General features: G+C 63.3%; 14 protein-coding genes. 10 read left to right on the forward strand and 4 right to left on the reverse strand.

The features are described 5' to 3' along the window. Positions 1 to 29 precede the first annotated feature (29 nt). The 4 genes from VKT51_09390 to VKT51_09405 form a co-directional block, all read right to left on the reverse strand. Positions 30 to 2267, reverse strand: coding sequence for a DNA translocase FtsK (locus VKT51_09390; GenBank protein HLJ84370.1), 2238 nt, complete (start codon positions 2265 to 2267; stop codon positions 30 to 32). Between the two features lie 119 nt (positions 2268 to 2386). After that, on the reverse strand, positions 2387 to 3295 hold the full coding sequence (locus VKT51_09395) for an ABC transporter permease (GenBank protein ID HLJ84371.1): 909 nt from the start codon (positions 3293 to 3295) through the stop codon (positions 2387 to 2389). 5 nt (positions 3296 to 3300) lie between these two features. Further along, positions 3301 to 5034, reverse strand: coding sequence for a ribonuclease J (locus VKT51_09400; GenBank protein ID HLJ84372.1), 1734 nt, complete (start codon positions 5032 to 5034; stop codon positions 3301 to 3303). A gap of 43 nt (positions 5035 to 5077) precedes the next feature. Continuing rightward, the gene (locus VKT51_09405; protein ID HLJ84373.1) at positions 5078 to 5575 is read right to left on the reverse strand and encodes a hypothetical protein; all 498 of its coding nucleotides are present in this window, start codon (positions 5573 to 5575) and stop codon (positions 5078 to 5080) included. 684 nt (positions 5576 to 6259) lie between these two features. Here VKT51_09405 and VKT51_09410 point away from each other — a divergent pair. The 10 genes from VKT51_09410 to VKT51_09455 all read left to right on the forward strand — a co-directional run bounded on the left by VKT51_09410 (position 6260) and on the right by VKT51_09455 (position 15653). Next, complete coding sequence (locus tag VKT51_09410) at positions 6260 to 6646, forward strand: GntR family transcriptional regulator (GenBank protein ID HLJ84374.1); 387 nt, start codon at positions 6260 to 6262, stop codon at positions 6644 to 6646. 5 nt (positions 6647 to 6651) lie between these two features. Then, positions 6652 to 7644: a slipin family protein gene (locus tag VKT51_09415; protein HLJ84375.1), complete on the forward strand. Its 993-nt coding sequence runs from the start codon at positions 6652 to 6654 to the stop codon at positions 7642 to 7644. Next, the gene (locus VKT51_09420) at positions 7641 to 8351 is read left to right on the forward strand and encodes a hypothetical protein (GenBank protein HLJ84376.1); all 711 of its coding nucleotides are present in this window, start codon (positions 7641 to 7643) and stop codon (positions 8349 to 8351) included. Before VKT51_09415 ends, VKT51_09420 begins: the two co-directional genes overlap by 4 nt. Further along, positions 8352 to 9092, forward strand: coding sequence for a YIP1 family protein (locus VKT51_09425; GenBank protein ID HLJ84377.1), 741 nt, complete (start codon positions 8352 to 8354; stop codon positions 9090 to 9092). It abuts the gene before it with no gap. 18 nt (positions 9093 to 9110) lie between these two features. Then, entirely contained in the window at positions 9111 to 10475 is a 1365-nt protein-coding gene (locus tag VKT51_09430) for a TolC family protein (GenBank protein HLJ84378.1), read from the forward strand. A gap of 78 nt (positions 10476 to 10553) precedes the next feature. Continuing rightward, positions 10554 to 12119, forward strand: coding sequence for an efflux RND transporter periplasmic adaptor subunit (locus tag VKT51_09435; GenBank protein HLJ84379.1), 1566 nt, complete (start codon positions 10554 to 10556; stop codon positions 12117 to 12119). Then, positions 12119 to 12580 carry a DUF1648 domain-containing protein gene (locus tag VKT51_09440; protein ID HLJ84380.1) on the forward strand — a complete coding sequence of 154 codons (462 nt, stop codon included), beginning with the start codon at positions 12119 to 12121 and terminating at the stop codon, positions 12578 to 12580. Before VKT51_09435 ends, VKT51_09440 begins: the two co-directional genes overlap by 1 nt. Next, positions 12577 to 13767, forward strand: a complete 1191-nt coding sequence (locus VKT51_09445; protein HLJ84381.1) for an ABC transporter permease — start codon at positions 12577 to 12579, stop codon at positions 13765 to 13767. Before VKT51_09440 ends, VKT51_09445 begins: the two co-directional genes overlap by 4 nt. Further along, positions 13760 to 14968: an ABC transporter permease gene (locus tag VKT51_09450; protein ID HLJ84382.1), complete on the forward strand. Its 1209-nt coding sequence runs from the start codon at positions 13760 to 13762 to the stop codon at positions 14966 to 14968. The genes VKT51_09445 and VKT51_09450 overlap by 8 nt, the downstream gene beginning before the upstream one ends. Then, positions 14961 to 15653: an ABC transporter ATP-binding protein gene (locus VKT51_09455; GenBank protein HLJ84383.1), complete on the forward strand. Its 693-nt coding sequence runs from the start codon at positions 14961 to 14963 to the stop codon at positions 15651 to 15653. The genes VKT51_09450 and VKT51_09455 overlap by 8 nt, the downstream gene beginning before the upstream one ends. Positions 15654 to 15707: the final 54 nt, after the last annotated feature.

The following is a 15707-nucleotide window of genomic DNA, read 5'->3' on the forward strand; positions in this document are numbered from 1 at the left end:
CTGCGGGCAGCCTCCGCTCGCAGCGAGATTTACAACAGCGTCTGCTCGGAGCGCCGGGGTGCGAGGAGCGATTCGAGCTGCGGCATGTCGGCTTCGCCGACGAGGATCTTCCGCGGTTTCGTGCCTTCGGCGGGACCGACGACGCGATACTCCTCGAGTATCTTCATCAGGCGCACCGCGCGCGGATGGCCGACCTTCAATTCCGCTTGGAGAAGCGCGACCGACGCCATCTGCCGTTCGATGATGATCTTCGTCGCGTCTAGGGCCAATTCGTCGGATGGTCCGCTGCCGTCTTCCTCGACTTCGGTGAGCTCGAAATCCAGCCGGTTCTCCGGGTCGTCCTGGCCGCGCCAGAACTCGCACAAGCGCTCGATCTCATCGCTCGCCACCATCGCGCCTTGCACGCGGATCGGTTTCGGCGCATCGATGGGCAGATAGAGCATATCACCGCGGCCGAGCAGTCTTTCGGCGCCCGCCATATCGAGGATGGTCCGCGAATCCACCTGCGATGAGGCGGCGAAGGCGATGCGAGATGGGATGTTCGCCTTGATGAGCCCGGTGATGACGTCCACGGACGGCCGCTGCGTGGCGACCACGAGATGGATGCCGGTGGCGCGAGCGAGCTGCGCGATGCGACAGATGCTCGTCTCGACGCGCGTGGGAGCGACGAGCATGAGATCGGCGAGTTCGTCGATGATGACGACGATATAAGGAAGCTTGTCGTCCGGATTCTCCGCGTTGTACTCTTCGATCTTGCGAACGCCGGCGCGTGCGAAGCGCTCGTAGCGCGCATCCATTTCGCGCGTGAGTTCGTAGAGCGCACCTGCTGCGAGCTTCGGATCGGTGATGCATTCCTTGATGAGGTGCGGGATGCCGTTGTATTCGGTCAACTCGACGCGCTTCGGATCGACGAGCAGCAGCTGCACTTGTTCGGGCGTGCAGGTCGACAGAAGCGATGCGAGGATGACGTTGAGGCAGACGCTCTTGCCGGCGCCGGTCGCGCCGGCGACGAGCAAGTGCGGCATGCGCGCGAGGTCGGCGATCACGGCGCGGCCGGTGATGTCTTTGCCCAAGCCGATGGAAAGTTTGCCTTCGACCTTCGGGAGATAGTCCAATATCTCGCGCATGGACACGATCGAAACCGCGCTGTTCGGCACTTCTATGCCCACGGCGCCTTTGCCGGGAATCGGCGCCTCGATGCGCACGCTCTGCGCGGCGAGCGCGAGCTGGATGTTGTCGGAGAGCGATTTGATCGCGCTGACCTTCACGCCGCGCCCCGGCGTCATCTCGTAGCGCGTCACGCTCGGGCCGCGCTCGATGTGCGTCACGGTCGCCTCGACGCCGAACGACGCAAGCGTCTCTTCCAGTGTTTTCGCCGCACTCGTCTCGTCGTGCACGCGCTTTTCCGGCGGATTGAACAACGACAAATCGGGCAGACGGTATCCGCCGGCGCTCACCGGCTGGCGCACTTGTTTTTGCGGTTTAGGTTCGGGAGCGGCAGGTCTGATGACGTCCAGCGGCGCCGGTGATTGCGCCGGCTTTACCCGAGTGAGCGGCTCGATGTGATCCTGACCGACGACGAGCGTCGGGTCCGCGGCGGCAGGTTCGATGTCGTCGTCGGTTTCGATCTCCGGTTCGACAACGAGCGTCGGCCCGATGGCGGCCGGGGCGATTGCGGCGTGCTCGACGGCATCGACTCTATCGATGGGTCGCTGCAACGCTCGTGCGCCGGCGCCGATCAATCTGCCGGCATTCGCGCCCGCTCGCGCGGCGCCGATGGCGGTAGCGCCGAAAACGCGCTTGAGCGAGATTCCCGTCGGCGCGACGAAGAACGCGACGAGGGCGAAGAACAGTATGATAGTCGCGCCGGCCGAGCCGCCCAGCCACACCAACCCGTGCGCCAATGCGTTACCAACGATGCCGCCGCGGCCGCCCATGCCGAGCAGCGCATCGAGCACGAGGAACTCCGCGATCGCGCAGCCGGCGAACATCGCCATCATGCGCAGCACGTGCAGTTCGAGGAAGATGATGACGGCGATCGTAGCAAGCGCGACGACCAATATCCAGGCACCGCCGCCGAACCATGCGTGCATTGTCGCGTTGGCGATCGGCCCAATGGTGCCTGAGTGGCCCCGCGGCAGCCAGAGCGCAAGCGCGCACAGAAGCGCGACGCAGAGCACGCCGATGCCAAGGATTTCCAGATTGAGCGTGAGGCCCGGTAACGGGTCGACTCGGCGCGATCTAGCGGCCGATTTCGCGCGGCTCATGCGTCCCCAACCATGCGCACGGATGTTCGATAGCGCGCCAAACGCTGCCTGCGCATCGCGAATGTAGGGCGGGCCTTCACGGCCCGCCGGCGGACCATAAAGGTCCGCCCCACATCATCTCATCGAGATTTTGGGTCGAGCGCGTCGCGCAAGCCGTCGCCGAGCAGATTGAAGCCGAGCACGGTCAGCGAGATCGCGATTCCCGGAAAGAGCAGCGCCCACGGAGCAGACAGCCAGTAATCGCGCGCGTCGTTGAGCATGGAACCCCATTCCGCGGTCGGCGGTTGGATGCCGAGACCTAAGAACGACAGTCCGGCAGAATCCAACTCCGCGGTGCCGACGCCTAGCGTGGCCTGCACCAGCAGCGGGGCCATGATGTTCGGCAACACGTACTTGAGCAGCAGCGCGGGTACGCCGTTGCCGATGGCCTTCGCCGCTTCGACGTACTCCATATCTCTGACGGCGAGCACGGACGCGCGCGCGATGCGCGCATAGACCGGTATGCCGACGACGCCGACGGCGATGAACAACTTGACGACGTCGCTCACGCGCGTATCGAGCACGGCCGAGACGGCGATCGCAAGTATGATGCTTGGGAACGCAAGCATCACATCCATGAAACCCATCGCGACCGAGTCGAGCCAACCGCCCCAGAAGCCGGCCGTCATGCCGATGAACGTGCCCAGCAACAGGCCGATTCCGACGGAGACGAAACCGATCTCGACCGAAAGCCGCGCGCCGAACACGAGCCGCGTGAAGATATCGCGCCCGAGTTTGTCGGTCCCGGCAAGGTGGGCTAACGACGGGGGCAGCGTCGTGGCCGCGGGCGCAAGATTTTGGGCAAGCGGATCGCGCCAACCCGAAAGTGCCGGCGCGAAGATCGCGCAGACGGCAAGCGCGGCGATGATGGTGAGCCCGATGAGCGCTGACGGACTTTTGCGAAAACGTCGCCATGTGTCCGCCCACACTGAAACGTATGGCGCCTCGTGCAGCGCGGCATCGGCGTATGTCGATGCGGCAAGCGCCATCGAGCCTAGATCTCCATGACCACCGGAACGATCATCGGTCTGCGTTTTGTGCGGTCGAACACGAACTTGGACAGTCCTTTGTGGATGTCGTCGCGGATCGCCGTCCACTCGGTGATGCCGGCGTCGGCGCCCTCTTCGATGATCGTGTGCGCTTCGCGCCGCACTTCGTCGAGCACGCCGTCGGCCGAAGCCGAATGGTCGAACGTGAAGCCGCGCGACGTGATGTCCGGTCCGGCCAGGACTTTGCCGTCGACGCTATCGATCGTGACGGTGACGATGATCATGCCGTCGCCCGATAAATGGCGGCGATCGCGCAGCACCACGGTGCCGACATCGCCCACGCCGAGACCGTCGACGTAGACAGGCGCTGCGGGCGCTTTGCCGACGCGCGCGACCGTATCTCGATCGGTGAACTCGATCACGTCGCCGTTTTCAACGACGAAGACGTCACTTTGCTCGAGTCCTGTTTTGAACGCGAGCCGCGCATGCTGCACGAGCATTCGGTATTCGCCGTGCACCGGGATGAAGTACCTGGGCTTCGTGAGATTGAGCATGAGCAGCAGCTCTTCTTGGCAACCGTGTCCGGAGACGTGCGCCAGCCGCTGCTTGCCATAGATGACATTGACGCCGAGGCGGAAGAGATTGTTGATCGTCCGCCCGATGCTGCGTTCGTTGCCGGGGATCGGCGTCGCCGAGATCACGACGGTGTCACCTCGGACGAGCTTCACTTTCCGATGATCGCGCGCTGCCATGCGGGTGAGCGCCGACATCGGCTCGCCCTGGCTGCCCGTGGTGCAGATGACGATGCGCTCCGGCGGATACGACGCGAGCTCGTGCTCGCGTATCAGCTGCGAAGGCTCGATGTTCAGGTAGCCGTGCTCCATGGCGATGCTCGACACGTTGAGCATGCTGCGGCCGACGAAGCAGATCTTGCGGCCGTGGCGCGCCGCCGCGTCCACGGTCTGCTGCAGGCGCGGCACATTCGAAGCGAACATCGTGACGATGATGCGCCCTTCTGCGCGCGCGAAGATGTCGGCAAACGTCTCTCCGACCACGCGCTCCGAAAGCGTATGACCGGGAAGCTCCGAGTTCGTCGAATCCGAACAGAGCAGCAGCACGCCTTCATTGCCGTAACCGGCGAGCGCGGCCATGTCGGTCGGCTTGCCGTCGATGGGGGTCTGGTCGAACTTGAAGTCGCCGGTGTGGATGACCGTGCCGAGCGGTGTATGCAGCGCGATCGCGCACGAACCCGCGACGCTGTGCGTGACATTGATGAAGTGCGCGCCGATGCCGCCGACCGTGACGGTTTCGCCGGCTTCTACGATATGCGTGACGACGTTTTGGATCTTGTGCTCTTTTAGTTTGCCGCGCAGCAGCGCAAGCGTGACGTCCGTCCCATACACCGGCACGTTGAGTTGGGCGAGGAAGTAAGGAACGCCCCCGATGTGGTCTTCGTGCGCGTGGGTCAGAAGCAGACCGCGCACCTTGCGTTTGCGCTCGAGCAGATAGGTGATCTCGTCGATGACCAGGTCGACGCCGAGCATCTCTTCTTCCGGGAATTGGACGCCGGCGTCCACGACCACGATGTCATCGCGCGTCTCGAACACCGTCATGTTGCGGCCGATTTCGCCGCAACCGCCTAGGGGGATGACTCGGAGGTATTGGCCGTCGCGGGGCGGATCGGGCAAAGGGTCATTTGAATCGCGCGTGCTCGCGACCGGGAAAAACTCATGTAGCATATGGGCTCATTCGCCGCCGGCGCGCTATTTGCCCCCACGTGTTTCACCAGGGCTGCAAGGTCCATCGCAATGCGGCCGGTTGGAATTGTGCCGGGCAGAGCATCTCGATCGAGCGAGATTCGCCGGGCGCGATCGAATCCACGGCGTATGCGAGGTCGACGTTTCTTCCAGCGGCGTCTTCGACGTGCGCGATGAGCAAGCCGGTGAACGGCTGGTGAGACTGATTGCGCACTCTGGCGTGTACGATCGGGCTGCCGAGAAAATCGAGTATGATCGAAGACGGGCCGACCTCGATATCGGAGAGATTCATCGCCGTATCGAGTCTGACGAGGGGCGTCTCCGTCTCGGTGAGCGCCAAGAAATCTTCCAGCGCCGCTTCGCGGCGTGTGAGCGCGGCGATCACCGCAAGCCGGACAACGCGGCGCCGGATGACGCGCTCGGTCGCTATGGGCGTTGAACGCGGCGCCGCCGGGTGGCGCTTCCGTTTCGGGCGCGCGTGAAGCAATGCGCTGAGAGCTGCGGCCGCAATGAGCGTAGTCATGGCGCGCGTATCCCGCGTCGCTGGCCGCGCGGAAACCGGCCGCCGCTTATTTGTGGCTTTGGAGCAACGTCAAGAACGATTCGAACTTCAACATGTGGCCTTCGCGGGCGCTCCATCGCCGTACGACGTCGATATCAACCTCTTGGGCGAAGAGAATTGACCGATTTTCAAAGTGTTTTTCGAGCGCGTCTTGGACGACGCCGCAACGTCGACGCGAGTGTTCGGAGGTCTTCTCTCGCTTCGCCTAGTCTGGCAAGGAGCCGGCCGAGTTCGCGCGCGGCGAAATATCGAGGATTGACAGAGACGCGCCTTTCTTTTCCGATGATCCGCGACGCCGTGAGACCTTCGGCATCGAACGCTGCGACGATCCGCTGGACGGACGACAAACTGGAACCCGTCAAGCGTGCAAGTTCGCGCGGGTAGCTTTCTTCGAGGAGTGCGAGCAGAATGAGTATGTCCGTTCGCAGCAGAGATCCGAAGGCTCGTGATCTCTGATCTAGGCTATTGCCTTTCATGAGACAAGTATACTAAATCCGCAAGGCATCGCACCGGAATTTCGGTCATACGACCTAAAATTTCGGTCAATCGGATCGCTGACGATAACGCTTGACAAGCTACCCGTTTGACCGCTATGATTACGATGTCTTAAACCACTAGGACAATGAGACAGGATATGAACGAGTAGTGCTCTTCCACCTGGATTCGGCAAGCGCCATTCCGGTCTACGTCCAGCTCCGAGAGCAGGTGCTGCATGCGATCTCCCGCGGTTCGTTGCGCATCGGCGACCAACTGCCGACGGTACGCGAAGTCGCTGTGGCCCTTGCGATCAACCCAAACACGGTCAACCACGCCTACGCCGCGCTCGAACGCGAGGGCGTCCTCGTCAGCAAGCGCGGTCGCGGAACATTCATCGCGGGCGGCGGGCGGCCCGAAGACGACGCTGCGCGGATCACGCGGCTGAACGACATCGCGCGCCGCGCGCTCGGGGAAACGCGAGCGTTCGGTTTCGCACCCAAGGAACTCATCGACGCTGTGGCGCGCATCGCGCGCGAAGACCACGAAGGAGAATGATGGAGATGCCAATCATCACCAGCACGCCATCCGCCTCGAAGGACGCATCGGGTCCCTCGGGCGCCGTGGCGCAAGGAACCGCATCCATCCACTTCGGCAATCCGGTATCGTGGCTCTTGGCGGGCATCATCACGCTCGCCGGCGTCATCGGCACCGCGACGATCGGCAATCCCGTCTGCGTCGTCACCGCGCTGATCGTCGCCGTCTTGCTCCTCGTCACACTGCAGATCGCAACGGTGTGGGAACGCGCGGTGGTCTTGCGGTTCGGCCACTTCCGCGCGCTCGCCGGCCCCGGCGTGTTCTTCCTTATACCTGCGGTCGACACGATCGCGGCGTGGATCGATCAACGCGTGCAGACCAGCACATTCACCGCTGAAGAAACGCTGACCAAGGATACCGTGCCGGTCGACGTGGACGCCGTGCTCTTCTGGGTAGCGTGGGATGCCAAGAAGGCCGCGCTTGAAGTCGCCTCCTACCGCGACGCGATCGGATGGGCGGCCCAGACCGCGCTGCGCGACATCATCGGAACCACGAACCTCTCGGACCTCCTCAGCAATAGACAAGCCGTCGACGACAAGCTCCAGCACACCATCGACGCCCGAACCACACCGTGGGGGATCACGGTGCAGTCGGTCGAGATCCGCGATATCAAGATCCCCGACAACCTTCAGGATGCCATGTCCCGACAGGCCCAAGCAGAGCGCGAGCGCGAAGCACGCGTTATCCTCGGAGACGCCGAGCGACAGATCGCGGCTTCCTTCATGGAAGCCGCGAAGCAATACGAAGGCAACAACGTAGCGCTGCACTTGCGGGCTATGAATATGCTCTACGAAGGCTTGAAAGAGCGAGGGGCAATGATCATCGTGCCGAGCACGGCCGTCGAGACGATGGGCCTGGGCGCGATAACGGGGTTGTCGGCTTTGAGCGGGGCGCTGCCAGGATTGACGGCAGCGAGCCCGACCGCGCCGCCTTCCCCAGCTTCAGGAGGAAACGGATGATCGCAGCGGTTTTTCTTGCCGCGGCGGTTGCGGCTGCGGCCGCGCCGCCCGACGGCACGTACACATACGATATCGCAACCGGCGGACAGGTCTCGTCGGCTACAGTGACGATCAAGCGCGACGCTGTCGGGCTGCATGTCGACGAAAACACCTCGATCGCCAGCAAGAGCGCAACCGCGACGTTGGTTCTCGATCCCATGACCCTCGCGCCGATCTCGTACGTCGCGGCGTATAACCCCGGCTCATCGAACCCGAGTTCCGTCGCGATCTCGTTCAACGGTCAAAGCGCGTCGGAAACCGTGGACGGGCAATCGGGTCAGCCGATCGGCATCGCGCCGCTCGTCGGCGCACCGAAGATGCTCGTGCTCGATGGCGCGTTGCTCGCGGGTTTCGTGGTATTGCCGGCGATCGCGTCGAGTTCGTCCGACAACAGCATGACGGCTATCGTCGCCGCCAACGGCACGGCGTATCCGATCGTGATCGACCGCAAACTGAAGGCAGCGCATCCCGTCAGCGTGCCTGCCGGCGACACCTCGGTCTCCGTGATCACGCCGACCGCGTTCACCATCTGGTATGACCCGCGAACACTGGTCATGGACGAGCTCGACGTGCCGCTGCAAGGCGTCACGGAAACGCTCCGCAAGCACAGCGCCGCAGCCCCCACGGGCGAGAATCCGGCGGCGTTCGCCTTAGTTGGGAGGCACTAGATGACGACCGATAGCACCGGACCCGACGCGCCGCCGCCAGTTCCCCCGGCCGCGAAGCCAAACGGCTTGGCGACGTACTTAGGCATCCTGTTCTCGCCGGGTGAATCGTTCGCCACACTCGCGCGCACGCCGATGTGGGGTTGGGCCGCTATCGTCGGCCTCATCTGCATGGTCGTTGCGACGATTGTCCAGCTGCCGGAGATCGCTAAGGTCTCCCAGGTCCAGTTCGCCCAGCAACTTTCGCAGATGCCGGCCGATAGACAAGCAGCCGCAACAGCGACCATGGCGAGCGTTTCGCACGCAGTGCCGGTCTTCGCAGCCATCGGTTCACTGGTGGTTCCCTGGATCATCTGGCTCGTGGCCGCGGTCGTCTTCCTCATCGCCGGCGCCGCCACAAAGTCTTCGACGAAGTTCACCGACGCATGGGTGCTTGCGGTCAATTCGTTTGTCGTCGTCGCTTTGACCGCGATCATCAATGCGATCATCGTGGCCATGCGCGGTCCGGATGCGATCACCAGAGCGAGCGATGCGTACGCGATCCCCTCTCTCGGATTGATCGCGCAGAGCCAACCAAAGTTGTTCGCTTTCCTCTACGCGTTCAACCCGCTCGCGCTCTGGTACTACGTCGTTGCAGCGATCGGTCTGCAGATCGTCATGCGCATGAAACCGGGCGCGGCTTGGATCACTGCCGTCATCTACGCGTTGCTCGGCGCAGCCATCGCCGCGGCGTTCGCGCGATAAGGAGATAGCGGCCAACAGATGATCGCGACCTGGTTCGCAGCCGCCGTCGCTTCCGCGATCGTGGCGACGCCTTCGCCTGCTGCACCTGCGGCGCAGCCGATGACACTGGATCAGGCGATCTCGTTTGCGATGTCGCACGACGCGACGGTGCTGGCAGCGCGTTCCGCATATGCGGCTGCGGGTGCGCAGCTCGCAGCCAATCGCGCCGCCGGCCTCTTGAACGTCAACGGCCAGGCACAATCGATCTTGAATCGGCAAAGCTCGAGCAACGCGGGCGCGTTCGCGCAATTCGGGCTCTCGCCCAGCCCGAATTTCTCGCAGAACACGGCGCAGCTCACCGCCTCGCAAAACGTCTTCGATCTCACCACGACGCTGCAGGCCAAAGAGGCGCAGCGCGCCTACGACGCTGCCGACCGCGATCTGCGGCGCGCAAAGTCGCAAGCGACGCTCGATGTCATGACGGCTTTTTATGGCTTGGCCGAGGACGCCCAGCTTGTCACGCTCTCGTTGGCGGACCTGAAGTATCAGCAGGCGCTCGTCCAGATCGCGCAGATCAACTATCAGACGGGTAAAGTCGCCGGCATCGACGTCTTGAAGGCGCGCATCCAGTCGACGACCAGCGAGGAGCACTCGTCGTCGTCTGAAGCGGACCTCGAAGATGCTCGCCAAAACTTGGCGCAGCTGATCGGCGCACCCGCCGATCAGACATTTGCCTTACCGGACTCGATACCGGTACCTGCCCCGCCCGCCGGCGATAAGGCGTCGCTGACCGCGCTTGCTTTGCGCGATCGACCCGACTTGCTCGCAGCCTCCGATGCGTTGGATGAGGCGCTTGTCCTCCGATCGCTCGTCGATGCCTCGGATCGGCCGATCGTGAACCTGACCGGCGGTTGGGGAAACCAGGTCTCTCCGACCAGCAACGCCGCGACGCTTGCCGCATGCAACAATCCGAGCCACCCGCTCGGCGTGCCGTGTGCGTTGGGCGCGTCGCATTTCTATAGCGTGTCGTTGACGTCGACGTGGACGCTGCCGGTGCTCGATTGGGGCGCGAAGCACGCGGCGCGCCAGAGCGCTTCGACCGCGGCGGACGAGAAGCGCGCGGCCTATGAAGCCGCGCAGCGTCAAGCCGCGATCGACGTCGATCAGGCTTTTCGACGGCTCGCTGTCAACAAGCAGAATCTCGATCTGGCGACTGCGAACGACCAACTCGCAAAACGCAGCGCGGATGTCTCGCAAGTCCAATACCGCACCGGTCTCATCAGCCAGATCGACGTGCAGTCGGCCGAGCAGACGTATCTTCAAACAGCCAAAGATCTGCTCGACGCGCAAGTCGGGTACGTGTTGTCTGTTGCAAAGCTCAAACTTGCGGTTGGTGATTTGTGATGAATCTCGTCGTAGGGCACGCATCGCTTGCCCAGGCGGACCATAAAGGTCCGCCCTACATTGGTCAAGGAGAACGCGTTGCGGAATAGACCCAAGTGGCTCATACCCGTCATCGTGGTCGCGGGCGTGCTATTGCTCGTCATCCTCGGCACGGTCACGCGCCACGGCGGCGGCGGCGTGGACGTCACCACGATCGTCGTTTCTCCGTCGAACATGGTCGTGAAGCTGCCTGAAAACGGCGTCGTGGATCTGCCGCAGACAGCCACGATCGCGGCGCAGAGCGCAGGCACGGTCGTACGGATCATCGCACACGAAGGCCAGCACGTCTCGCAAGGCGCGTTATTGATGCTGCTCGACGATCGGCAGGCGGCGGCGAAGGTGGCTGCCGATCAGGCGCAAGCCGCGCAAGCGCGCGCCACGCTGGATAAGGCGCAACAGGCGGAGCAGACGTCAGGCGATACGAGCATTCAGACCGTCGCCGGCGCAGAACAGACGCTGTTGCAGGCGCAGGCCAGACTGCAAGCCGACATCAACAGCAAGCGCGAAGGCCAATTATCGGGCGCGGTCGCGGGATCCGCCGGACTCGGCGTGAGCGGTGAGTCAGAGCTCATCCAACAGCAGCAGCTGCTGCAGGCCGCCACGACCAATCTCGAGACAGCACGCGAAACGTACGCATCGGACCAAGCATTGTATAAGATCGACGCCGTATCGCGGCAAGTGCTCGACCGCGATCGCGTGGCCTACGAGCAAGCGCAGACGGCAGCGGTCGCCGCGCAGCAGCAATACGACCTCGTCAAGCGGCAACTTTCCGATAACGCATCCCAATTCGAAAGCACGATCGAGGCCGATCGGCAGGCCGTGGCGAGCGCGCAAGCTGGCGTGCGCCAAGCGCGGGTGCAGGCCGGCAGCGATAAGACGATCGATGTCCGTTCGGGTCAAGCCGGGCTCGACTCCGCGAACGCACAGCTCGTCATAGACCAAGCCGAACTCGATGCCACGCGCGTGTGCGCGCCGTTCGACGGCGTCGTGCAGTCCGTCGGCACGGTGCAGTCGTCGCAGGGAACCGGACTCGTGGATCTCGCCGTCGGCGATGCCGTGCAGCCGGGCCAGACGCTGTTCACGTTTGCCGGCAGCGGTCCCATGGTCGTGAAGGCGCAAGTGGACGAGCAAGATATCATCAACGTCAAGCTTGGCCAACATGCATTCATCAGCGGCGCGGACTTCCCGGGCGAAACGCTCGTCGGCACCGTCACGCGAATCGCGCCCGTCGTCGTGGCGCAGAGCCAGGCCGGCAACGCAGCCAAGAACGTGGAGACCACGATCTCGCTGGGCCGTTCGTACGATTTCTTGCGCGACGGCATGTCGGCGGACGTCGACATCGTGACCGGCAAAGCATCGAACGCGCTTACGGTGCCGCAGGTCGCGGTGATCGACGACGGCTCGAAGCATTACGTCTACGTGATCAAGTCCGGCACGGCGCACAAAACGTACGTGACCGAAGGCATCAAGAACGACACCGACGTGGTGATTCTGAGCGGCTTGGCAAAAGGCGACGTCGTAGCGACGACGGGCGTGAAGGACCTCAAAGACGGCGCACGCGTCAACGCCACGGCCGCAACGCCGGCGCCTACATCGAGCAGCTGATGTCGACGACCGAATTGGTCGGGAGCATACTCGAGGTCATCGCCTTCGCGGCGGCGGCGGATGCGATCAGAGTCACCGTCATGGCGTATCCGACGCTCCCCGAGAGAGTTCCGATCCATTTCGGACTGACCGGAAAGCCAAACGCGTGGGGACCGCGCCAATTCGTGTTCCTCGTGCCGGCGATCGCCGTCGTGATGTTCATCGCCGCAAGCGTCACAAACCCGATCTTCGGTTTTGTGCTCGTGAGCAAGACCGGCGCGGTTTTCCAACCGCCGATTCCGATGCCGTGCGGCGTCTTTGCGATGACGCTCGTCTTGTTCGACGCGATCCAGCACGGGATGCTGCAGAGCGCGCGCACCGGCAGCTGCTTGAATATGCGCACCGTGCTGCCGTTCGTGGTCCTGCTCATCGCGTTCGTCATCGGGGCCACGGCCTTCGCGATCTCGAGAACTCCCCGGTGAAGCTTTTCGAGTTCTTCCTGGCAGCGCTCGACACGCTCTGGGCCAACCGCATGCGGACCGGCTTGACCATGGTGGGCATCGTCATCGGCACGTCCGCGGTGATCTGCATCTTCGCGATCGGCCAGAGCGCGTCGTCGTCGATCGCGGGTTTGGTTCAGCTCACCGGCGATCGCGGCACGATCATCTTCCCGAACACGAGCACCACGCAGGTCGCGGAGCCGTTCGCGTGGTCGGACGTCCGGACGATCCGCGACGCATGCACGCGCTGCCTCAAAGTTTTTCCCTCATACAATGCCGTGTATTTCATGGAGATCGCGCATAAACAGGCTCCCGTGCGCCTCGTCTCGCGCAGCGATTACATCAAAGATTCCCTCCCGATGGCCGAAGGCCGGCATTTCGACGCCGACGACGTCGACGGCGCGCGCTCGGTCTGCCAGCTCACGTACGAGACAGCGCAAAAACTCTTTCCACACCAGTCCGCGCTCGGCCAAGTCGTGCGAGTCGCCGATCATCGGTTCACCGTCATCGGCGTCTTCGCGCCGATCAGTCTTGGATTGCTCGGCGCGCAGCAAGGCGACGTCGTGCTCATCCCGTACACGACGTATCACCGGCTCGCGGGCACCGCGATCGGAGTCTTGCAGGTCTATCCGATTCCAGGCGCCACCTCGGCGCAGGTCACGGACGAAGTGGAATCGATCTTGCAACGCACGCATGGCACGCGCGCGAAATACACCGGCATCGATTCCTCGCAGCAGGAATCGGCGTTCTTGAACATCATCGGCTTCGTCTCGGTCGCGATATCAGCGATCGGCGGCATCGCCCTGCTCGTGGGCGGCATCGGCGTGATGAACATGATGCTCGTCTCGGTGAACGAACGAACGCGCGAGATCGGGATTCGCAAGGCCATCGGCGCTTCGACGCGCGACATACTCGTCCAATTCCTCATCGAAGCGGCCGCCATCACGCTGCTCGGCGGTGCGATAGGCACGCTTCTTGGCGGTCTGGCCGGCGCGGGCGCGAGCACGCTTCTCATCACCAAACTTTCGGGTAGCGCGGGCAGCGTGGCGTGGGTGCCGATCATCACGATTTCGCTCGGTTTTTCCATTCTCGTCGGCGTCTTCTTCGGTACGTATCCGGCGCTGCGAGCGTCGCGGCTTTCGCCGATCGATTGTCTGCGCCATGAATAAGCTTCGCGAATTTCTGGTCGAGGCGCTGGCGGTTCTCTGGAGCAACCGCCTGCGCTCGCTTTTGACCATGCTCGGCCTAATCATCGGCGTCGGCTCCGTCATCACGACGCTGGCGGTCGGCGATTCCATGAATCGCTCCGTCAAGAATCTGCTGTCGCCGTTCTCTCAAGCCGCGAGTTTCGTCTCGCCGAAAGAGGACCAGCCGGATCCCCAGAGCGCCGCGATCCGATACGAAGACGCACAACGCATCGCGCCGCACGTCGCCGACGCAAGCGCCGTCTACCCGGTCATTGAGATCGTGACGACGACCGAAGTGCGGCACACGGAGAAGACGCTCGTCGTGGACACCGACGGCGCGGGCGTCGGCTTCGATCAGACGCCGCTGGCCGAGGGACGGCGCTTCACCGTCGACGACGTCACCGCTCACCGCCATGTCGCGATTCTCTCTGACCAGGCGCGCCAGGAGCTCTTTCCCGACGCCGGCCCGGTCAGCGGGCGAACGGTGCGGCTTGCCGGGATCTATTACACGGTCGTCGCAGTTCAGCAAAAGCCGTTGAACGGCGGCGCGCTCGGCAACTCGTCCGACGCTATCACGGTCACCGTTCCTTATTCGCTCATCCCCGAGCTCGGCTACACGTACGTCGACGGCCTCGCGATTGTAGCGCGCGATCAGGACAAGGTGGCGCAGGTCGGCGACGAAGCGATCGCTGCGCTGCAGAAGATCCACGGTGTGAGGGCGCAGTACGACTCACAAGACCTGAAGTCGGTCAACGACATCATCAACAAGACGTTCACCGTGTTGACGCTGGTCGTCGGCGTCGTCGCCGGGATCTCGCTGCTCGTCGGCGGCGTCGGCATCATGAACATCATGCTCGTGTCGGTCAGCGAACGCACCCGCGAGATCGGCATTCGCAAGGCCATCGGCGCGTCGCGGCGCGATATCGCGGTGCAATTCCTCGCGGAGGCGCTGCTGCTCTGCTGTATCGGCGGCCTGATCGGGCTTGTCTTCGGCGTCGGCGTCGCGGAGATCGTCATCCACCTCGCGATCGCAAAAGTCGTGGGCACCATCGTTTCGTTCGCCTGGTTCCCGATCGTCACCATCGCGATCGCGTTCTCGGCAGGCGTGGGGCTGATCTTCGGGATCTATCCCGCCGTCCGCGCGTCCTATCTCAATCCGATCGACTGTCTGCGCTATGAGTGAAGTCATCCGGATCAAAGGCATGACGCGGACGTACACGATCGGCGACATCGAAGTCCATGCGCTGCGCGGCATCGATCTGGTCGTCGAGCGCGGCGAGTATTTGGCGATTATGGGGCCGTCTGGTTCCGGCAAGTCCACGCTGATGAATCTGATCGGCTGCTTGGACAAACCGACCTCCGGCACGTACGAGCTTGATGGCGTCGATGTCTCGGCGCTCGATGACACGGCGCTCGCGGCCGTCCGGCTGCAGAAACTCGGCTTCATCTTCCAAGGCTTCAACTTGCTCGCACGCACCACGGCGGTGCGCAACGTCGCGTTGCCGCTCTTCTACGCCGGCGATCCGGATCGCGAGAAAAAGGCCACGGCGGCGCTTCAAGAAGTCGGTCTCGGCGACCGCATCACGCACCGCCCGAACGAACTGTCCGGCGGCCAGCAGCAACGTGTTGCCATCGCGCGCGCATTGGTGAACGATCCGGCGCTCATCTTGGCGGATGAGCCGACCGGCAACCTCGATTCAACGACTGCCGAGGGTATTATGGCCGTGTTCGAGCGGCTCAATCGCGGTGGCCGGACCGTGATCATGGTGACGCACGACGAAGACGTGGCCAATCACGCGAAACGGATCGTACGGCTGCGCGACGGCGTCGTCGTGAGCGACGAGCCGGTCGCCAACCGCACGGTCTGAACGAAGTGACTGCGAAGAAAAAAATAGGGCCGACTGGCGTCGGCCCCTTCAAGA

This window comes from Candidatus Eremiobacteraceae bacterium, assembly GCA_035295225.1.
Classification (GTDB): Bacteria; Vulcanimicrobiota; Vulcanimicrobiia; order Eremiobacterales; family Eremiobacteraceae; genus JABCYQ01.